We start from the raw sequence: 21,930 nt of genomic DNA, 5'->3' as shown, positions 1-21,930 counted from the left end.
TCAATCTTTTATATTTTCAAAGTACTTGTTTACTTCTTGTTTATAATACGTATTTAAGGAAGTAGGGATCGTCCTTAATAGCTCAATTTGTGTTTCTTTTTGTTTTAAATACTCATCGAAGCTATCAGGTGGAGGTATTTGCTTTTGCTGCTTTGCAGTTTCCGCTTTTCTTTCTTCATCCTTACCCTTTTCTTTCTTTGCTTTTTCAGATTCTAACATTCTTGTTAGTATCTCTTGTTGTCTTTTAATCAACTTATCTGTCAATCTTTTATTGACCAAGTCTTCTTCAGTTTTCTCCATTTCTTTCAGGAGTTTACCATAGCCATTTCCTCCTCCTTTTTCTCCACCTTCTTCTTCTTGGCCTTGCATCTGCTCTTCACCTTTTCCCATACTTTGCTGTAAAGCATTTCTGATCATTTCTTGTTGAGCTGCTAATTTGGCTAATTCCTTGGATAATTCTTTTCCTGACTTACCAGACTTCTTTAAATTTTGCATTTGTTGATTCAACTGTTGTTGCATCTGACTCATGCTTGGTGAAGAAGACTGTTGTTGTTGATTCATTTGCTGACCAGCCATATTCTGACTCATCTGCTGTTGCATGTTCTCTAATATGTCATTTAAGAGTAATGCTAAATTATTTATAGAGGTCATTGTGAATTGCTGTTTTGAAGCCGCAATTTCTGGAACCCTACGTTTAATAGCATCTAGACTTTCGTCCATATACTTGTTCATTTGAGTCACCTCTCTTGTCACGAAAGACTCAATTTGGAAAACTCTTTTTGATAATGCAATTAAACTATCTTCAACGTATTTAGCATCATCTTTCAATTTAAGTTGAGTTTGTGACAACTCCACAAATTTAGGGTCGATTCTTCTAACTTCCTTGAATGATTCCATAAGATTTTCCTGATCGAAGGAAAGTTTAAGAAGATTTTCCATAATTTGACGTAATGCTTCATGATCTTCACTGATTTGTTCCATCTGTGAGGACTGCATACTTTGCTGCATTTTTTGTGCCATCTGCTGCATTTTATTAGCAGCCTTTTTCTGAGATTGATGAGCGTCTTTTTTATTATCTTGTTTTAGCTGTTCACTAGCGTTTTGTTGTTCTTTCTGAATTTGTCTTTCATTAGGAGTAAACTGTTCAAAATCTTGATTAGTTTGTTCTTTTTTATCCATCTTCCTCAATTCCTCCATCTCCTTTTTGATATTATCAAACTTCTCATTTAACTCCTCTTGTTTCTTTTGAAGGTCTTCTTGTTCTTTTTTATTCTCGGCCTTTTCTTCTTCTGATAATCCCTCTTCTTCTTCGTTCTTTTTCTTTTCTAGATCTTTAGTTTGATTAGCAAGGTCCTGTTGTTCTTTTGCAAGATCTTCTAATTTTGAAGAAACTTCTTTTGCTTTTTGTTCAATCTGCAATTTCTTAAAGAGTTTAATAGTACGTTCTAACTCGTTCTTTAAATTCTTTTGTTTGTTTTCAATATTTTGAAGATTTTCCTGAAGGTTCTGATTGATGTAGTTTTGCTCCATCAATTTTTGTAATTCTTCATAAAGTTTTTGAGTTTCTTCATCATTAATATCATTAATGATTTTCTGAAGCTGTTCTGACTTTTCTGCAGTATTTTGATCTTGCTTAGTAAACTTATCTTGCTTACTCTGTAATTGTTGACTTTCTTCTTGTAAGGACTTAAGTTGTTCTTCTAATTCTTTTCTTTTATCAATAAGCTTTTGAATATCTTTTTTGTCTTGCCAACTCAGTTGTCTCTTCCCTTTAAGCTTCTCTTCTAATTTCTTTAGATCTTTTTCTAACTCATCCGCTTTTGATAAAGTTTTATCTAATTTATCTTCAGTTTCTTTTTTAGATTGATCAATTTCTTTTTCTAATTCTTCGCTAGTAGGTAATGTAAAAGTATAGATTGGAGTTTTACTCCTTTTATTACCATTGACAGCATCATTATCATATACCTCTACAAAATATTCTAGTTTATCACCTTCACCTAATTTAAATTGTTCGGTTTCTAGTTTGTAATAAAAGCTTTGATCAATAGCTCTTTTGTTAAACGGTATATCCATCTTTTCAAAAGTTCTAGGAGCTTTTTCATCTGCTTTTCTTTTAATTCTGTATCTAGTTCTTAAACGTGTTATCCCATAGTCATCACTGATGTTACCTCCAAAGACTAAATAATCAAACATCACCGTATCTTGGTATTGTTTCATATTAATACTAGGGTATTTATCTGGGATTACATTTAGATAATAAGAAATGCTATCTCTATTACTTCCGTAAATATTTTTTAGACTTACACTATAAGCTGTAGATAATGAAGCTTCTTGAACGTACTTAAATACGTCCTTATTGATTTCTTCCGCACTAACTGTTTTATCTTCTTCTTTAAAATGAATATTGATAGAGTCGGCTGTTTTTGTATCGAATAACCAAGTAATCTTAGATCCTTCAGGAAGTAACAAATTACCTGTGTTAGATAGCGTTTCATTGTTTTTACCAGTGTATCTTGGGTATTCCACCTGTACACTAAACTTAGATAAAGAAGGTCTTGTGAGAGCAGTTATATGATGTTCTGATGAGAAATACCCTGCAGCTTTAAATCTAAAGCGAACATCATGTTGAATCTTTTTAAAAGTATGAGTAAAAGTCTTTTGTGTTGGGTTATACTGTAACTTGATGATAGACCCTTTATTGGTTTCTAAATAAACATCTGATGGAATAACATCTCCACTTAACTTTAGTAATAAATCAAAGTCATCTCCCTGGAAAGTTTTTAAATCGTTATTGAGTAATTCAAATTTAAAGGGAGCGATAGGTAAAAACTCCTTATCGAATTGAACTATCTTAGGAGTGGTATCCGTAATAATTTGAGGCTTGAAAAGTAAAATACCTAATAGTATTATTACAGCAGGTAAAAGATACCAATAAGAATACTTCAAATTTTCTTTATAAGAAATAGCATGACTAAAATTGATGGGGTCAAACTGACTATTTCTTTTATTTAAAGTAGCCTGAATTAAACTATTATCTTTTCCTTTTGCTTGTAACTGAATTGAATTAATCAGTTTATCAGATATTTCTGGAAAAAAAACACCTATATCTTTTGCCGCTTCTTCATCTGTAATTTGTTTTCTAAACCCTTTTAATTGAGCAATAGGACGAATAATCCAGATATAGAAAGTATATAAGAAGGTGGAGATATAAGTAAAGAATAGAACCGTTCTAGCTGTTGTACCAAAGTTATTGATATACTCTAAAACATTGATCAATAAAAAAAGTCCTAACACAGCAGCCATAGTAAGAATAAGGCCTTTTAAAGCAGTATTCTTATATAGTTTTTGTTTATAAGCTTGAATTTTATGATCAAACATTGTAGGTCTTTTGTTGAATGGGTAGAACTAAAATCAAATTACGATTAAACCATTTTTATCAACAATTGCCATAATTAAATGGGTACTTGAGTGTAAAAATGGTTTTAAAAATAAGACTGATCCTAAATATAAGAATCAGTCTTATTTTCTATTTATTAATATAATCAATATTAATGAGTTTTGTCAAAATAAACCGTACTGAAATCACGATATTGCATCGGATTATTAGGGAAATCTCTAATATGTCTTTGAATTAGACGATATCCTTCGTCATACCATAGTACAATAAAAGGAGCATCCGCCATTAAAATCTGCTCTGCATTTTTAAAATGTTGTAAAGCTGTTTTTTCATTATTAGATAATAATGCTTTCTCGTACTCTACATCAAATCTTGGATTCTTATATCTAATTAAGTTAGGCCAAGATTTATCATTCGGATTTTTAGGAAGGTTTTTGCTATAGTAAGCCCAAAGATAGTTTTCTGGACTAGGGTAATCTGCAATCCACGCTAAGCGTAAGAAATCATATCTACCCATGATACTTTTTTCAGCAATTTGAGCAAATGGAGAAATTTTTAATTCAATATCTACATTCAACTTGTCTTTTAATTGCTTCTTAACTTCCAAAGCAACATTGCTATATTGTTCTCCCTCTGTGTTTAAATCAAGAGTAACTTTAGGAAAACCTTTTCCTTCAGGATATCCAGCTTTGCTTAAATAGTATTTAGCTGAATCAATGTTATGTCTATATCCTTTTATGTCATCAATTTTATAATTGTCAAATACAGGAGGGGTAATACCATAATAACCTTCCATATATCCTTCTCCATTAAGGATCAATTCTAATATTCTTTGACGATCTACAGCGAAGTTAAAAGCTTTACGAATGTTGACGTCGTTAAATACCTTACCCATGTTGTTCATAGCAAGGAATTGAGTTGACATTTCAGGTGTTCTTTGTAAGTGATATTTAAAGTTTTGATTGGTCTCATCAGATTCTGCTAAGATATTGATGATATCCTCAGTTGGTACTCTATACATCATATCAAGTTCTCCTTTTTTGAATTTTAAGAACTCGATTTTTTTATCTTTTACAAAAGAGATATCAATAGCTTTTAAGAAAGGAAGTTGATTACCATGTTCGTCTTTACCATGGTAATTATCATTTCTTGAAAGTATGATAGATATATCTTCATCTACACTTGCGATTTGATAAGGACCAGTACCTACACATTTAGTTCTCATATCTTCACCATATTTTTCATATGCTTCTTTAGGAAAGATAAATGCACCTGGACGAGCCAAGTTATATAAGAACATTGAATTAGGTTTTACTAAAGTAATTTCAAAAGTAAATTCATCCAATACTTTAAAACCTTCTATACCGGCTAAACCTTCAGGAGAGTTAAAGAATGAAGGGTCGTGTTTTGTTGCCTCATAATATTTATCAGCACCTTTAACGATGCCACTGAATAAATGAGAATATTGATTATTCTTATTATAAGTAGTAATCAAGTTGAAACTATAAAACACATCTTGTGCTGTAAGTTTTCTACCCTTCCCATCATCAAAACATTTATCGTCATGAAAATAGACATTGTCTTTTAACTTAAAAGTATAAACCAATTGATCATCAGACTTAGCATAGCTTTTTACAAGGCTAGGAACAACCTGAAGAGTTTTTTGTTCAAACTTGAATAGACCTTCATAGATTTGTGAGGCGACTCTGTAAGAATAAATGTCGATAATGCTTAGAGGGAAAAGGTTTTTGATGTATTCTGCTTCATTTACCTTAAAAACACCTCCATAGAATTTCCCTCCTTTAGCGGGAGTGAGTACCATTTGAGCATCATCTCTTTCATTGTTGCTATTTCCACATCCTAATAGGAATAGGAATAAAAAAGAGAGTATAATAGCGGTAAGCTTTCTCATTTGCAATGAATTTTCTTTAAATATAAGTTGCCTAAAAAGGCGTAGTATTGATTTCAAAAAAAAAGTTACTCAATAATTTGCGTGAGTAATTAAAAGTTCCAAAAAAATGATTGATTAACCTAAAGATTAATCAAATAATTTTATTGTAGTACAATTTCAACAGGACAATGGTCAGAATGAACAGCATCATTGTGAAGTTGAGAAGAAACTAATTGATTTTCAAATTCTTTTTGTACCATAAAATAATCAATACGCCAACCTAAGTTTTTCTTTCTTGCTCCAGCTCTGTAGGTCCACCAACTGTATTTATGTGGGGATTCGTCGAACTTTCTAAAAGCATCAACAAAACCACCTTCTTCAATAAATTGGGTTACCCAAGCTCTTTCAGCAGGTTGAAAACCAGAAGTGTTTTTATTTCTATCTGGGTTATGAATATCAATCGCTTTATGACAAATATTAAAATCACCGCAAATCACAAGATTTTTATAGTTCTTTTTTAGGTTTGAGATGTATTTGTAATAGTCGTCTAAGAATCGATATTTGAACTCTTGTCTTTCCTCTCCAGAAGTACCAGAGGGGAAATAAGTATTGATTAAAGTGAAATTTTCGAACTCACACAGTATTGTTCGACCTTCGCTATCGTATGTATCAATTTCCATACCTATTTTAATGGAAATTGCCTCAATTTTAGATAAAATTGCTACTCCACTATAACCTTTTTTCTCAGCCGAGTGCCAATAGTGATATTTGAAACCTAAATCTTCAAATTCAGACAGATCAACCTGTTCGGGTTGAGCTTTAGTTTCTTGGATACAAATGATATCTGCCTGACAAGATTTAACCCATTCAGCTAAATCTTTTTTTATTGCGGCTCTTATGCCATTAACGTTGTACGAAATAATTTTCATATTAATCTAATAGGTCGGTATCTTCTCTAAAATATTGAAGGATATGCATTTTCATCATTTTTTCTTGAGCAGCCAAATCCATACTCGGAATTTTTTTATTTAACTTCCAATGAGGCCACCCATCTTTATCTAATCCTTCTAATATATAAAAGCCACTATAACTTAATACTTTACAGGTGGCAATATGAATAAGGTCTTGTTTTTCTTCTTTAGAAAATGGAATAGGACCTTTTCCTAATTCTTGTACACCAATCATAAATAGGACACTATTTAGATCAGAAGGTTGTTTTCCTATCACCTCAGTTAAAACAATTTTTAAACGATTCCAATCGTTCTCTAATTGTTCAAATTCTTCGTCCATCACGGTAGTATAACTTTAATTAATTGTTATATTCGATTGGATACAATAGAAATTCAATAGATTGAAATTTATTATTGCATCTAAATTACACGATTCAAATTTAAATACACGATTCATACTATCCCAAACAAATGTCTCTTCTGACTAAAAAAATATCAAATCTCTTCTATTCATTATTTCCTGAACAATGTTTACACTGTAAAGCATTATTGGGTAATGGAGAAGAAAACTTATGCTTTTCATGTTATTCGAAGCTGCCTTTATACCAAGCATCATGGGTGTCTCCTGAAAAAAATCTTATCACAGAGCAATTAAAACACAGGGTAAATCAAATTAATTTTGCAGCTTCTTATTTTTATTATGAAGAGGATGGAATACCTCAAACTTTAATTCATCATTTAAAATATAGAGGGTTTAAAAATATAGGAAAATGGATAGAGAATAATTTTTTTGACGCTAATAATACATTGTTTTTTCGTCCGATGGATGTGATCATTCCTGTGCCCTTACATCCCAAAAAGCGAAAAGAAAGAGGATATAATCAAGTGGATTCTTTATGTAAAGCACTCTCGAAAAGATGGGATATTGAAATTGATAATCAATCAGTTATTAGAGATGTTTACACCAATAGCCAAACTCAAAAATCTAAAATGGGTAGGATGAATAATATGAAAGGAGTGTTTTGTGTTAATTCCCATCAAAACTTTTATCAAAAGAATGTATTGATTGTAGATGATGTATTAACAACAGGAGCAACTATACAAGCAATTGCACAAGAAATAGAAGAATACCAACCTAAATCAATTAATGTATTAGTACTCGCAATTGTGGTGTAGTTGATTTTTATTAACTAGGTATTTTTTGATATTATTTGGTTTACAAAAATAAAAGGTCTACTTTTGCACAGCATTTAGGAAAACAGTGCGGGGTGGAGCAGTTGGTAGCTCGTCGGGCTCATAACCCGAAGGTCATCAGTTCGAGTCTGGTCCCCGCTACCAAGTAGGCTAACCCAATTATTGGGTTAGCCTTTTTCTTTGACTTTCTTAAGATTTATTTTGTTGGAAAATTCTGTTAATCAGAAATTTAGCAGTATCTTAATAAAGTTAATTAGCGAAAACCTTGAAGTTAAGGTTCTCGTGAAACTAAGTGTAATATGTTCTTTAGAAATTAACGGTAAATTAGAAGTCCATGCTCAATAGAAGATTGTTACGCATTAAAGTAATGCAAAGTATCTATGCTTTTAAGCAAAATAAATTGTCAAACAAAGAATTGACTCTCGATGTGGTTAAAAATGAATTCAGAGATGAATTTTTAGAATTTGGTCAGGAAGAGAAAGCAAGAATTGACGAGGAGCAAAATAAGGTAATTGAATACCTTAACACAGTAATGGATGAAGATAAAGAAGATGCATCAACGGAAGGGTTGGATGTAAAGCTTCTTAAGATCGCTTCTAATGCCAAGAATCATTATACAAATCTTATTGCATCTAGCAAAAGACAATTCAAAATCTCTATGGTTACAGAGACAGAAGAATTGTTTACAAAATACCTCAAGTTACTTTCTTATCTGATTGATATTTCTGAATTATCAAACAAAGAGCTGCAAAGAAAATTAGAAAGCAATGCTCGTCAGATAGAATTTGATCAAAAATTTACAGAATGGTTTTATCATAACTCTGCTTTTAAAGTTTTAAGAGAAGATGATACTCTAAACGATTTATTATCAGGTAATAAACTTCGTAGAGGAGAGGATGATGAACGCGTTTTAGAATGGTTACGTATTCTTAAAAGAGATGGCGAACTTCAAGACGCTATCGAAGAGATTGCACAAAAAGGTAACGATTTTGAAACACAAAAAGAGATTTTACGTGTTATAGTTAGAGACTTCTTATTCAAGAACGAGATAATAGAATCTCAGTTTGAAGGAGAAGACCTTAACTGGTCGGAGAATAAACGTATTCTTCGCAGTATGGTATTGAAAACTGTAAAAAATATCTCTCCTGATACGGGTACAGAAATTTTATCGATTTCTAAAAACTGGGAGGAAGATAAAGAGTTCTTCGAGGATCTATATAAATATACATTAGAACAAGAAGGTTCGTTTAAGGAAATCATTGCAAAGAAATCCAAAAAATGGGCTATCGACAGAATTGCTAAAGTAGACAGTATTTTAATAAACATGGCCTTAGCCGAGATGTTGAATTTTAGAAACATCCCTGTTAAAGTAACCATAAATGAGTTTATTGAAATCTCTAAGCAATATAGTACGCCAAAAAGTTGGCAGTTTATTAATGGTATGTTAGATTCAATATCTGAAGAGCTTGAAGCAGAAGGAAAAATTAAAAAATCTGGAAAAGGCTTACTAGATAACAAATAATTAAACACATTCGACATGGCAAAAAATAGTGGAAATACATTACTAGGCTTTGTAGCTGGAGCTGCAGCAGGTGCTTTATTAGGCGTTTTATTTGCACCTGACAAGGGAAAAAACACTAGAGAGCGTTTAACTTTCAAATTAGACAAGTACCGTGAGGAACTTGAAGATCTTGTAGAAGATTTAATGGAAGAAAGAAAAGAAGCCGTTACTGCAGCAAAATCAGAAGGTCAAAAAGTAATTGACGAAGCTATTAAGCATGCAGAAGAGTTAATGGGTGAAGTAGATGCTTTAAAAGAAAGAATTGCAACACCAGAATTGGAAGAAGAAGAGGATTAAGACTAATTCTTTACTTTAACAATACATCAAGGGCAAAGGAGTAAACTTCTTTGCCCTTTTATTTTTTTGAAAACAATTTTAATTTTAGATTTACTTTCTCAGTTACATCAAACTGTTTGAAGTAGCATAGAATTATTTATAAAACTTCTTAAGCTTCTTTATTTATAACTGACAGGTTATTGAAGCTTATATTTGTATTCTTCAACATATTTTTTACAATGAAAATTTTAAAAACATTATCAGTTTTAATCATCTCAGTAGTACTATTTACATCTTGTGGTGATAAAAAAGAGTCTAGCTCAAAAAGTGAAAAGTCAACAACTCAATCATCGAATGAAAATACTAGCCCTAAAGCTAAATTTGCATTTGAAGAGACAGAATTTGACTTTGGTGATATTACAGAAGGTGATGTAGTAACACATATCTTTAAGTATAAAAACGAAGGAGAGGTGCCATTAACGATTACAAATGTTCAAGTTACTTGTGGTTGTACTGCACCAAACTGGGACAGAAAACCATTGGCTCCAGGAGAAACTTCTGATCTGAAAGTAACTTTCAACTCAAGAGGTAAGAAAGGAAAACAAATTAAAAAAATTACAATCCTTGCTAACGTTGAAGATGGTATGGATGCTGTTGTAATTAAGACTAAAGTGAATCCAAAAGACCAAGCTCAAACAATGTAGTATCCTATTACAGGATGAACTTGATCACATAAGGTGTTAATTCACAAAAAAAAACCTCTGTAAGGCAGATACCTAGCAGAGGTTTTCTATTTTTGTACTTCAATTAAACAATAAACAGATGAGTATTTTGAATAATATTTTACTTCAGATGGGTGGAGATGCTGGTGGAGCAATGAATATTTTATTTTTAGTAGGTATGATTGCCGTATTCTACTTCTTCATGTTAAGACCACAGCAAAAGAAACAAAAAGCACAACAAAAATTTTCTGACGAATTAAAGAAAAACAAAAATGTAGTCACTGTAAGTGGAATGCATGGTAAAATTGTTGAGGTAAAAGCGAATGCTGTTGTATTAGAAATAGACAGAGGAGTGAAAGTTACTTTTGAGAAATCTTCAATTTCTGCAGAAAATACTGACATAGTTTACGGTAAAAAGGAGAAAAAAGACTAATCTTACCGTAATAGTTGATAGAAGACCGTTGAGCTTGATAAAAATCTCAACGGTTTTTTTATTTTTGAATAAGTAATGCATTAAAAGAAATATATGCCAAATAGAAATTATCATATGCCCAACCTAAAACTACTTGTTAAGTGGTTAAAAGAACAGTTCGATAATAGAACAAAGAACAGTTCTTTTGCAAAGGATATGAAAAAATGGGATTGGAGTGCCATGACCATTTGTTTCTTGACAGCTTTTATTTTTTGGATTTTTCATTCTTTAAATGAAGACCATACATCAACGATTGAAATTCCTGTAAAAGTAAAAATCAAAGATGAAAATGTAGTAGCCCTTAAAGAACCTCCAAATCATGTCAGTGTCAACGCTTCTGGCAATGGTTGGACGTTATTAAGTAAATCTTTAGGTATTGGTAATTCTAAATTGAATATCAATCTTGAAGACCCTGTAGAAGTAAAATATTTAGCAGGGAAAGTTTTATTAAAAGAACTTTCTCAAGTTTTAAAGGGTTTAAAGGTTAACTACATTCTTGAAGATACATTAGCATTTAATTATGATACACTTACTAATCGTAAGATAGCAGTAGAAATTGATACTAGTTCTTTTGTTTACCAAAATGGATATAGAAGAGTCGGGCCAATTAAAGTATACCCTGATAGTATCATATTTAGAGGACCAACAACAGAATTAAATCAATTCCCGGATAAATTAATTTTATCTTCTGAAGATTCTGAACCTATCGCAGAAAATTTGAATGAATACATTCCTGTACGTGTCCCATCTAAGTTTAATAACAGTTTAGTATTCTCTCAATATGATGAGGTGAAAGTTTCTTTTGATGTTTATTATTTTATCTCATCAACAGAAAAAACTAAAATTTATAAAGTAAATTTCCCTGATGGAGGTAAATCTAATGATCCTTTATTTTTATTAGAAACTGAAGATGTGTATATTAGTTACGTTATCAGAGAGGATCTGATTAACAGTGTAGATACTATACCTGTAATTATTGATTACAAGGATATAGACTGGAATGACTCTACTGTAACACCTAAGGTGTTTATAGACAACGATTATTACGAAAATATCATACTATCGCCCCAAAAGTTAAGGGTACTCAAAAACAAAAATTAAATAATTATGCAAGTAGGCATCACAGGAGGAATTGGTGCTGGTAAAAGTTACATCTGCAGACTATTCAAAGTATTAGGTGTTCCAATTTACAATGCCGATAATTCCGCTAAAATGTTAATGGTGGAGGACCCCGAAATCATTGAACTCGTCACTACCAATTTTGGAAAGCAATCGTACTTTCCCAATGGAATGTTAAACCGTAAGTATTTAGCAACACAAATATTTACAGACGAAAGTAAATTACAAATGATGAACGAGATCGTTCACCCTAAAGTAAGGAAGCACTATAACGATTGGGTTGAAATCCAATTAAGGAAAAACGATTACATTATTAAAGAAGCTGCTTTAATGTTTACCAATGACCATTACAAAGAACTGGATAAAGTAATTGTTGTTAAGGCCCCTTATGAAGACCGAATAAAAAGAGTTTTGGAAAGAGATAAAAGGCCAAAACAACAAATTGAAGAAATCATTAATAAACAGAGGAAGGAAGAAGAACTTTCTGTTCTTGGAGATTACTTTGTTAGTAATGATGATTCTAAACTTATTATACCTCAAGTAATTGAATTGCATAGGCAGTTTTCTGAAATGAATTCTCTTGTATCTAAAAGTTAATTGATTATTATTTTCTGTGAATAGGTGATAAATAAAACCTATTCATAGATTACTTTGACCTTTTTTTATTAAAGTAGTCACTTTTTTAACCGAAATGATTAGTTTTGCCGGATAATCAAACAAACAAAGATTATCACTCATATGAAAAAGGTTGAATCAGCTTTAATTTCGGTTTTTTACAAAGACAATCTAGCGCCAATTGTAAAACTCCTTCAAGAGAATGGCGTAACTATCTATTCTACAGGTGGAACGCAGAGTTTTATAGAAGAACTAGGAGCCGAAGTAACGGCTGTTGAAGACTTGACGTCTTACCCTTCAATCCTTGGAGGTAGAGTAAAGACACTTCATCCTAAAATTTTTGGTGGTATCCTTAACAGAGGAGACAACGAACAAGATCAAGCACAAATTGCAGAGTTTGGTATTCCTAATATCGACCTTGTAATTGTAGACCTGTATCCATTTGAAGAAACAGTAGCTTCTGATGCTGAACATCAAGCTATCGTAGAAAAAGTAGATATTGGAGGTATTTCTCTAATTCGTGCAGCCGCTAAAAACTACAAAGATACTTTAATTGTATCGTCAAGAGAACAATACGATGACGTAGCTTCTATTCTTAAAGAAAAGAATGGTGCAACAGACCTTAAAGATCGTATGCGTTTTGCTGCAAAAGCATTTGATATTTCTTCTCATTATGATTCTAAAATCTTCGACTACTTTAATAGTGTAGTTGCTAAAGAAGAAGAAGAAATTCCTGCATTCAAAGTGTCAGAACGTTCAGCTAAAGCGATGCGTTATGGCGAAAACCCTCATCAAAACGGTAAATTCTATGGAGATCTTTCAGAAATGTTTGATCAGTTACATGGTAAAGATGTTTCTTACAACAACTTAGTTGATGTAGATGCAGCTGTAAACTTAATTGATGAATTCCCTGCTACTGATGGAGCTGCTTTTGCTATCCTTAAGCATACAAATGCTTGTGGTGTTGCTTTAGGATCGGACATCAAAGATGCTTACGTAAAAGCTTTGGCTTGTGATCCTGTTTCTGCCTTTGGTGGAGTATTGATTGCCAACCAACCAATTACATTAGGTGCTGCAGAAGAAATTCATAAATTATTCTGTGAAGTAGTAATTGCTCCAGGTTTTGATGCTGATGCTTTAGAAGTATTAAAAGGTAAGAAAAATAGAATCATCTTAAATAGAAAAGAACTTTCTACAGGTTCTGTTCAATACAAATCTTTATTGAATGGTGTTTTAGTTCAAGATAAAGACTTGAAAACTGAGACAGCAACAGATTTGACTGTAGCTACAGAGAAAGCTCCTTCAGATTCTCAAATCAATGCTTTATTGTTTGCGAATAAAATTTGTAAGCACACAAAATCAAACGCTATCGTTTTAGCTAAGGATGGACAATTGTTTGCAAGTGGTGTTGGACAAACATCAAGAGTAGACGCTTTAAATCAAGCTATTGCAAAAGCAAAGAGTTTTGGTTTTGATTTATCAGAAGCAGTAATGGCATCTGATGCATTCTTCCCATTCCCAGATTGTGTGGAATTAGCACAAAAAGAAGGTATCGAAGCTGTTATTCAGCCAGGTGGATCAATCAAAGATCAAGAATCAGTAGATTTCTGTAACAATAATGGTGTTGCAATGGTGATGACAGGAGTTCGTCACTTTAAGCACTAAAATATAGATATTTTATATATTTGAAGCCGATACCTTAGGGTGTCGGCTTTTTTTATCTCAAAATTCAACAACTAACTTATGATTAACATCAAAAGAACCAATTCAGAAAATAAAGACTTTATTGCTTTAGTAAAGCTTCTTGATCAAGAATTAGCTAAGAGGGATGGGGAGGATCATGCTTTTTATGCCCAATTCAATACTTTAGATAAAATAAAACATGTTGTTATAATTTACGATAATAATGTAGCTGTAAGTTGTGGGGCAATTAAACCTTACGATGACAATACCATGGAAGTAAAAAGAATGTTTACTTTACTTGAGTCTAGAGGAAAAGGGATCGCTACAAAAACATTACAAGAATTAGAACAATGGACCAAAGAATTGGGTTATCAGAAATGTATTCTTGAAACTGGTATCAAACAGCCAGAAGCAATCAGATTATATCAAAAAAACAACTATGAATTGATAAGTAACTATGGGCAATATCAAGGAGTAGAAGAGAGTAAGTGTTTTGAAAAGAAATTCAATTAAACTCTAGTTATAAAAAATCATCAACCAATAAAATACTAATGATTATGTGGAAAGAAGATAACAATCAACTTAAAAAGACATTTACTTTTAAAGATTTTTCTGAAGCGTTTGCTTTTATGACAAGAGTAGCGTTTTTAGCGGAACAACATCAGCACCACCCCAATTGGTCTAATGTGTGGAATACAGTTGAGATTGCTCTTACAACTCATGATGCGGGTAATATAATCACTGAAAAGGATAGGAAACTAGCAGAAGCGATAGATGCTTTACTATCTTAAATTAAAAAGTCCTTCAATTTGAGCATAATCCATTAAGACAATTGTTTTCTTGCCGTCTGGAGTATAGTTAGGCGAAGAACAAGAAAACAGTTGTTCTATCATAGATTTCATTTCTTGAAGCTCTAAAATTTGTCCGCTTTTTATACTTGCTCTTTTGGCTAATGAACGAGCGATGTTTTCATTGGCAGAAATACGAAGCTCTTCTTTGTTATACTTTAGCTGTTCGATTAACTCTTCAATAATTTCTTGTTCATCATTACCTTGAATTAAAGTGGGAACTCCTTTAATTAAGATCGAGTGGTTATCTTCTAATTGAAAACCAAAACCTAAGGCTGCTATTTCTTGACTGTACTCGGTGAATATAGTGAAGTCAGCAAGGTTTAACGTTACTTTCTTAGGGAAAAGTAATTGCTGAGAAACACCTGTACTATTCTCCATTTGGTTCAAGAATTTTTCATATAAAATTCTTTCATGAGCAGCTTCTTGATCCATCAGCATTAATCCAGATTTCACTTGATACATAATGTATTTATGATGAATCTGTATAGGAATAACATTGTCTGAAGGAACGCTATCATCTTTTATAGTAGTCGTTGTAGCTTCAGTCAAATCATTCGCTCTAGAACTAAAAGTGATAGATTCACTTTCATTGTCCATAGAAGAAAAGTTATTAGCCGATGATGGATTTTCGATAGGGTTCCATGATGAAAAATCTGAAGAATTAGAATCAGAAGGAGAGTCCTCCCATGAGTTTATCTTAGATGATATTTTTACAAAATCATCTGAAGAGGTATCATCACCTTCAAAAGGAACATTAATTGAGAAATCTCCAACTTCTTTCTCTTGAGAATTTGTATTGGTAAACGTACCATTAGAAGATACGTTAGGAATATCAGGTACATTAGAGGTCAGCTGATCCTCAGAAGGAGGCATCATTGAAGAAGGAATAGAATGAGTTGAACGGTCTTTGGCAAAGTTGACATCAATGCCAAAATCAATGGAAGGTGTTATTCCATAGCTTGCCAATGCTTGTTTTACAGCAGCACTAACAATTGCGTATGTTGTTCTTTCATCAGCAAATTTTACTTCTGTTTTTGTAGGATGAACATTTACATCTACATCTGCTGGATCACATTCTATGTATAAGAGATAAAAAGGAAAACTGTTGTCTGGTAAAATTCCATCATAAGCACTCATTATTGCATGATTTAATGCAGAGTGTTTGATATATCTACCATTTACAAAAAAGAATTGCTCTCCTCTTGTCTTTTTAGCGTTTTCAGGTTTACCAATGTATCCTTTTACTTTGATTACATCAATGTCTTCTTGACATGGATACAATTGTTCTTGGTATGATCTACCAAACATTTGAACAATTCTTTTGGCAAGATTACCTGCTCTTAAGTTGTATAATTCCTTATCATCAGAAATCATAGTCATGGATATCTCAGGGTTGGCTAGAGCGACACGCTGAAATTCATCGATGATATGTTTTAATTCTACAGGATTGGATTTAAGAAATTTTCTTCTTGCAGGTATATTGTAGAAAAGGTTTTTAATAGAAAAGGTAGTTCCATTTTTACATTGAATGGGCTCTTGATTTTTAATTTCAGAACCTTCAATTTCTAAAAGAGTACCTAATTCATCATTTTCTCTTTTTGTTTTTACACTTACTTGAGCTACAGCAGCAATAGAAGCAAGGGCTTCACCTCTAAATCCAAAAGTATTGATATTAAACAAATCATTTGATTGTTGGATTTTTGAAGTCGCATGTCTTTCAAAACTCATACGTACGTCAGTCTCTGACATACCACATCCGTTATCAATTACTTGAACAATAGTTTTTCCTGCATCCTTGACAGAAAGCACAATGGATTTACTTCCAGCATCGATGGCATTTTCTACCAACTCCTTTACAACAGAGGCAGGTCTTTGTACCACTTCGCCGGCAGCGATTTGATTAGCTAATGATTCAGGTAATAAACGAATGACGTCTTGCATATAAACTTTTTTAGAAACACTTTTCTAGTTACAAAAATAAAGTCTTTTTGGAGGAAAAAAAATGCTTCGAACACTAATGAAGTGTAATCGAAGCATCTTTTGTAAGTTTAACAAGAAATCTATTTCATCAGTTTCTTATATTTCAATCTTTTTGGTGTAATATCACCAACTTCCTCTTTTCTCTTCGCTTCGTATTCTGAGAAGTTACCTTCAAAATATCTCACTTTAGAATCTCCTTCAAATACTAAAAGGTGAGTTGCTAAACGATCCAAGAACCAACGGTCGTGAGAAATAATAACTGCACAACCCGCAAAGTTTTCAAGTGCTTCTTCCAAAGCTCTCATAGTATTTACATCCAAGTCGTTGGTTGGTTCATCAAGAAGTAAAAGGTTAGAACCTGCTTTTAGCGTCATAGCTAATTGCACACGGTTTCTCATACCACCAGATAAATCACTTACTTTTTTAGATTGATCGTTCCCAGCAAAATTAAATTTAGAAACATAAGATCTTGAGTTGACTTGTTTTCCGCCAATCTCCATTAACTCATTCCCTTCAGAGATAGTTTCCCAAACAGTTTTGTTAGGATCCATGAGTGCATGTTCTTGATCTATGTAACCAATTTCAACTGTATCACCTACATCAAATGTACCATTTTGAGGAGCTAATTGCCCTGTAATTAATTTGAAAAGGGTTGTTTTACCAGCACCGTTTGGTCCAACAATACCTACAATACCAGCTGGAGGAAGAGTAAAGTTTAAGTTTTCGTATAAAACTTTATCACCAAATGACATGGTAACATCTTTGGCTTCAATTACTTTACCACCTAAACGAGGACCAGCAGGAATATAAAGCTCTAATTGTTGTTCTTTTTCCTTAGCTTCCTCATTTAATAAGTTTTCGTAAGAATTAAGTCTGGCTTTTTGTTTTGCATGTCTACCTTTTGGCGACATTTTAATCCATTCCAACTCTCTTTCTAAAGTCTTCTGACGTTTACTTTCTTTCTTATCTTCTTGAGCTAAACGCTTTTGTTTTTGATCTAACCAAGAAGAGTAATTACCTTTCCAAGGAATCCCTTCACCACGGTCTAATTCAAGAATCCATCCAGCAACATTATCGAGGAAGTAACGGTCGTGAGTTACGGCAATAACAGTACCTTGATATTGTTGTAAATGTTGCTCTAACCAGAATACTGATTCGGCATCCAAGTGGTTGGTTGGTTCGTCTAATAAAAGAACGTCAGGAGCTTGTAATAATAATCTACACAATGCAACTCTACGTTTTTCTCCACCTGATAAAACACCAATTTTTTGATCTTCAGGAGGACAACGAAGGGCGTCCATTGCTCGTTCTAATTTGCTATCTAATTCCCAAGCATCTAAGTGGTCTAACTTTTCTTGAACTTCTCCTTGTCTTTCAATGAGTTTGTTCATTGCGTCAGGATCTTCAAGTATCTCAGGTTCAGCAAATTTTAAATTTATTTCTTCAAATTCTTGTAAAAGATCAACGGTCTCTTGAGCACCTTCTTGAACAATTTCTTTCACGGTTTTTTCAGGATCTAATTGAGGCTCTTGTTCAAGATAACCAATACTATATCCATCAGAAAAAACGACTTCTCCACGGTATTCTTTATCTACACCTGCAATAATTTTTAAAAGAGAAGATTTACCTGAACCGTTTAAACCTAAAACACCAATCTTAGCTCCATAAAAGAAAGACAGGTAGATATTCTTTAATACTTGTTTATTGGGAGGGTATACTTTAGAGACTCCAGCCATCGAAAAGATGATGGTTTCGTTGTTGTTACTCATACAATTTAATGATAATTTGAACTTTATTTCTTCTTAATACGTAAATGTAAATGATAGAAATGTTTAAATACTAATAATTTACCTGTATTTAATCAATAAAAATTTGCAAAACACAAAGTATCATAGCATTTTGCATACTAATTCATAACTTTATTGAATAAAAACTAATGGGCTACTCGTTGATGAATGTTGTTAACATCCATTTAGTTTGTACAAGAACAAAGTATTAATCATTAAAATATTAGAATCTATAGATTTTATTGTTGTACCAAATTATATAAGTATTAATAATCATTAACATTATATTAGGTTTGAAAGAGACTATCACAACTATTGATCATACATTTATTTAAAAGTTGATCATTTAATAATTAATATGGCAGGTCGTTGATTGCCCTATTATTAAAGATAATCCTTCACCAATTTAGTTTAATAATTAATCAACAGCTTTTATTATCATTTAAAAATCAAACAAGCAAAAAAATAGCGATGTCAGATTCCCAAATTATCGAGCACAAGGAAATAACAGAGTACGGCTATGTACAAGATGGTAAAGTATTTTTAAGAGGATATTACCACTTCCAAGACAGAGAAATCGGTGTAGTTAGAGAAAGTAACGAAGAAAGTTTACAATATTTTGTCGACCGTTTTAAAATGGTAACAGAGAAAGTATTGGCTGTTCAAGAGGCTGTAAAAACAGCTGAGAACAAAGGTTCTTTCTTGATGAAGCTGATTCACATGAGAACTTATCTTGCTTCTTTCAATGGTTTAGGAGACTTTACAGAATTATATGAAATCATCAATGTTTTAGAAGATGAAATCAATGAATATATTGCTGTAAACAGAGATAAAAATTTAGAAATTAAGCAAGCATTACTAAAAGAAGCTGAAGAGTGGAAAGGTAGTACTGATTGGAAAGAAGCTTCTCTACGTTTCAAAGACATTAAAATGAACTGGATTAAAACTGGTTCAGCTCTAAAAGAAATTGAAGAGGATCTTTCAGAGAAGTTTAATGCTGCAATGGATGAATTCTACCAAAGTAGAACAGCATTCTATGCAGAACAAAACGAATTACACGAACAAAGTATCGATCAATACGAAGCTTTATTAATTAAAGTAAGACGTATCAACAGAAATGGTGGTGGTCAAGAATTCGTAGATGACGTTAAGAAAATACAAGACGATTGGAGAAATGTACCTATGGTTCCTAAAAGAAAAATGGGATTCATTGGTAGTGACTTCAAACGTGAAACTGCTAAATTCTTTGGTACACTAAATGGTGGCCAAGGTGGTGGTTACGGTCAACAACGCGGTGGCGGTGGTTACGGTCAGCAACGTGGCGGTGGCGGTTACGGTCAGCAACGTGGTGGTGGCGGTTACGGTCAGCAACGCGGTGGCGGCGGTTACGGTCAGCAACGTGGTGGTGGCGGTTACGGTCAGCAACGTGGTGGCGGTTACGGTCAACAAGATCGTGGTGGTTATGGCGGAGGCCAACAACGTGGTGGTTACGGTCAACAAGATCGTGGTGGCTATGGTGGAGGCCAACAACGTGGTGGTTATGGCGGAGGCCAACAACAACGTGGTGGTTATGGTCAACAAGATCGTGGTGGTTATGGCGGAGGCCAACAACAACGTGGCGGTTACGGTGATAGACCTCAACGTGGTGGCTATGGTGATAGACCTCAACGTAGTGGTTATGATCAACAAAGCGGTGGCGGATATAGCCAACAAGGTGGTGGCGGAGGTTACCAACAACGTGGTAACTATCAGCAACGTGAAAGCTATGGTCAAGATCGTCCAGCTTACAGCACTAGAGAAATGTCTCCTTCAAAGACACCATTACAGTCTAAGAAGGATCTATTAGATACAGCAGAAACTTACTTAAGCGACGGAGCTCCATTCAACATTGCTAACATTAAGCAATTACAAAATGGTTGGAAATCACTAGGTAAAGAGCCTTCTCAAGAAGACAAAGAGATGAACTTAAGATTCCGTATCGTTTGTAACGAAATCTTCGAATCTCACTTCTTAGAGCGCACTGCAAAGAATGAAGAGCCAGATTTGTATAGCTTATCTGATTTTGAGCAATTGAAAGTAAAATTAGACATCTTGAGAGAATCAATCCGTAAGGATGAGCAAGATTTATTTGAATTCAATGCAAAATACTCTTCTATTCTTTCTTCTGCAGCAGCAGAGCAAAATTCTGAGAATTATGCCTTGTACCAAGAAAGAAATAACTACGTGAATAAGTTGAAAACAAAACAACGTATCCTTAAGAAATTAGAGGATAAGTTATTAGCTATGTAAGCTTAATCACAATTTAAAAAAGGTACTTTGGATAATTTCCAGAGTACCTTTTTTTATACAGAACAAACCTTACTATCTTTACAATCAGTAAATTAAATAGACCTACCATATTAGTCCATCAAAATACATAATGAAATTTATGGCATGATATTTTAATATTAATTTTTTGAGTTGCTTAAATTTCATGATACACTACCAAAATGAAAAATATTAATAGATTTAAGATTCTTTTTTTGAGCCTAATTTTAGCCGTGACAGTACAAGTAAATGCTCAAATGGCAGATACATTAAGTAATCCACATTCCATGATGAATATTCAGAATTATGAAATGATGTGGAAAAAATCTCTTTGGTATAGAGTGAACTTGGGTACAAAAATTAATAATGGTTTTTTTGCTAGAAATCATGAGGTAACTCGTGTCATTATTGATGCAGTCAAAAATGATAAAATAATACCTTATTCTAGTGACTCATTAGATATCAGAATAACAAAAGAAGATTTTCTGAAACGTCTTATTATTCCTCAAACAGTTAATAGTGAAGATGAATATGAAGATGATGACGCAGCTTGGGGAGATGTGAATGGAATTACTATCAAAAAGAATGATGGTCAAAAGCCAGGTGATGAATATGATCCTACAAGACTATGGGTTATCGAATTAAAAGTGGATAGAATTTTTGATAAAAGAAGATCTAAAATGTATAATGACCTTGTTGCAGTGAATTTAATTATTCCTGCTCAAGAGAATCCAAAAGGAATTGATATTGTTTTAGGTTCTTTCTCTTTCAGAGAATTAAATGATAAAGTATTCCATGCCAAAGCAGAAGATGGTAGTTTAGTAAATGACCCAGATGCTATTTGGTATAATGGTGTTAACCCTGCCCAGCATAGAAACTTAGGTGAAGCTTTCGCTCTAGAGTTATGGGACGGAAGGCTAATAAAATTTGAAAACCCTCAAGACAATTCAATTATCATGATGTATGGTAATGATAGAAGGTCTTTATATCAATCTCAAGAAGCTGTATACAAGTTAATGGAATACGAAGCTCTTCTTTGGGAGTATTAGATAATAAAACATTCAATATATATATGGTCATATCTTATTAAAGGTATGACCTTTTTTTGTAATTTACATTCCATAA

18 protein-coding genes and 1 tRNA gene are annotated in these 21,930 nt (G+C 32.9%); 13 read left to right on the top strand and 6 right to left on the bottom strand.

The window, feature by feature from the left end:
• The 4 genes from NH26_RS13410 to NH26_RS13395 all read right to left on the bottom strand — a co-directional run bounded on the left by NH26_RS13410 (position 1) and on the right by NH26_RS13395 (position 6,578).
• On the bottom strand, positions 1-3,378 hold the full coding sequence (locus NH26_RS13410) for a DUF4175 family protein (RefSeq protein WP_044226156.1): 3,378 nt from the start codon (positions 3,376-3,378) through the stop codon (positions 1-3).
• Between the two features lie 170 nt (positions 3,379-3,548).
• On the bottom strand, positions 3,549-5,309 hold the full coding sequence (locus NH26_RS13405; RefSeq protein ID WP_044226158.1) for an ABC transporter substrate-binding protein: 1,761 nt from the start codon (positions 5,307-5,309) through the stop codon (positions 3,549-3,551).
• Between the two features lie 140 nt (positions 5,310-5,449).
• Positions 5,450-6,217, bottom strand: a complete 768-nt coding sequence (locus NH26_RS13400) for an exodeoxyribonuclease III (RefSeq protein ID WP_044226160.1) — start codon at positions 6,215-6,217, stop codon at positions 5,450-5,452.
• A 1-nt stretch (position 6,218) separates the two neighbouring features.
• A complete protein-coding gene (locus tag NH26_RS13395) occupies positions 6,219-6,578 on the bottom strand; it encodes a hypothetical protein (protein ID WP_044226162.1) in 360 nt (119 codons plus the stop codon).
• A gap of 131 nt (positions 6,579-6,709) precedes the next feature.
• Here NH26_RS13395 and NH26_RS13390 point away from each other — a divergent pair, with 131 nt between their 5' ends.
• The 11 genes from NH26_RS13390 to NH26_RS13340 all read left to right on the top strand — a co-directional run bounded on the left by NH26_RS13390 (position 6,710) and on the right by NH26_RS13340 (position 14,671).
• A complete protein-coding gene (locus NH26_RS13390; protein WP_084812179.1) occupies positions 6,710-7,414 on the top strand; it encodes a ComF family protein in 705 nt (234 codons plus the stop codon).
• A gap of 86 nt (positions 7,415-7,500) precedes the next feature.
• Positions 7,501-7,576: transfer RNA gene (locus NH26_RS13385), tRNA-Met, on the top strand.
• A 223-nt stretch (positions 7,577-7,799) separates the two neighbouring features.
• A complete protein-coding gene (gene nusB, locus NH26_RS13380) occupies positions 7,800-8,954 on the top strand; it encodes a transcription antitermination factor NusB (protein WP_052432141.1) in 1,155 nt (384 codons plus the stop codon).
• Between the two features lie 15 nt (positions 8,955-8,969).
• On the top strand, positions 8,970-9,290 hold the full coding sequence (locus NH26_RS13375; protein WP_044226164.1) for a YtxH domain-containing protein: 321 nt from the start codon (positions 8,970-8,972) through the stop codon (positions 9,288-9,290).
• A 218-nt stretch (positions 9,291-9,508) separates the two neighbouring features.
• Positions 9,509-9,973, top strand: coding sequence for a DUF1573 domain-containing protein (locus NH26_RS13370; protein WP_044226166.1), 465 nt, complete (start codon positions 9,509-9,511; stop codon positions 9,971-9,973).
• Positions 9,974-10,091: 118 nt separating this feature from the next.
• A complete protein-coding gene (gene yajC, locus NH26_RS13365) occupies positions 10,092-10,424 on the top strand; it encodes a preprotein translocase subunit YajC (RefSeq protein WP_044226168.1) in 333 nt (110 codons plus the stop codon).
• Between the two features lie 93 nt (positions 10,425-10,517).
• Positions 10,518-11,564 carry a YbbR-like domain-containing protein gene (locus NH26_RS13360; protein ID WP_044226170.1) on the top strand — a complete coding sequence of 349 codons (1,047 nt, stop codon included), beginning with the start codon at positions 10,518-10,520 and terminating at the stop codon, positions 11,562-11,564.
• Between the two features lie 6 nt (positions 11,565-11,570).
• The gene (gene coaE, locus NH26_RS13355; protein WP_052432142.1) at positions 11,571-12,179 is read left to right on the top strand and encodes a dephospho-CoA kinase; all 609 of its coding nucleotides are present in this window, start codon (positions 11,571-11,573) and stop codon (positions 12,177-12,179) included.
• Positions 12,180-12,320: 141 nt separating this feature from the next.
• On the top strand, positions 12,321-13,862 hold the full coding sequence (gene purH, locus NH26_RS13350) for a bifunctional phosphoribosylaminoimidazolecarboxamide formyltransferase/IMP cyclohydrolase (RefSeq protein ID WP_044226174.1): 1,542 nt from the start codon (positions 12,321-12,323) through the stop codon (positions 13,860-13,862).
• 78 nt (positions 13,863-13,940) lie between these two features.
• Positions 13,941-14,393, top strand: a complete 453-nt coding sequence (locus NH26_RS13345) for a GNAT family N-acetyltransferase (RefSeq protein WP_044226176.1) — start codon at positions 13,941-13,943, stop codon at positions 14,391-14,393.
• Positions 14,394-14,437: 44 nt separating this feature from the next.
• A complete protein-coding gene (locus NH26_RS13340; protein WP_044226178.1) occupies positions 14,438-14,671 on the top strand; it encodes a 4a-hydroxytetrahydrobiopterin dehydratase in 234 nt (77 codons plus the stop codon).
• On the opposite strand, the gene mutL is transcribed toward NH26_RS13340, so the two are convergent.
• Positions 14,663-16,672 (bottom strand): DNA mismatch repair endonuclease MutL, encoded by a 2,010-nt coding sequence (gene mutL, locus NH26_RS13335; protein ID WP_044226179.1) that lies wholly within the window; start codon positions 16,670-16,672, stop codon positions 14,663-14,665. The genes NH26_RS13340 and mutL overlap by 9 nt on opposite strands.
• Positions 16,673-16,791: 119 nt before the next feature.
• Positions 16,792-18,480 carry an energy-dependent translational throttle protein EttA gene (gene ettA, locus NH26_RS13330; RefSeq protein WP_044226181.1) on the bottom strand — a complete coding sequence of 563 codons (1,689 nt, stop codon included), beginning with the start codon at positions 18,478-18,480 and terminating at the stop codon, positions 16,792-16,794.
• Positions 18,481-18,969: 489 nt separating this feature from the next.
• On the opposite strand from ettA, the gene NH26_RS13325 reads away from it, so the two are divergent.
• Positions 18,970-20,787: a DUF349 domain-containing protein gene (locus NH26_RS13325; protein ID WP_052432143.1), complete on the top strand. Its 1,818-nt coding sequence runs from the start codon at positions 18,970-18,972 to the stop codon at positions 20,785-20,787.
• A 233-nt stretch (positions 20,788-21,020) separates the two neighbouring features.
• Positions 21,021-21,854: a type IX secretion system ring subunit PorN/GldN gene (gene porN, locus NH26_RS13320; protein WP_158021939.1), complete on the top strand. Its 834-nt coding sequence runs from the start codon at positions 21,021-21,023 to the stop codon at positions 21,852-21,854.
• Positions 21,855-21,930: the final 76 nt, after the last annotated feature.

The organism is Flammeovirga pacifica, assembly GCF_000807855.2.
GTDB lineage: Bacteria > Bacteroidota > Bacteroidia > Cytophagales > Flammeovirgaceae > Flammeovirga > Flammeovirga pacifica.
The sequence above is the reverse complement of the archived record's forward strand: the minus strand, read 5'-3'. Positions and strand labels throughout refer to the sequence as shown.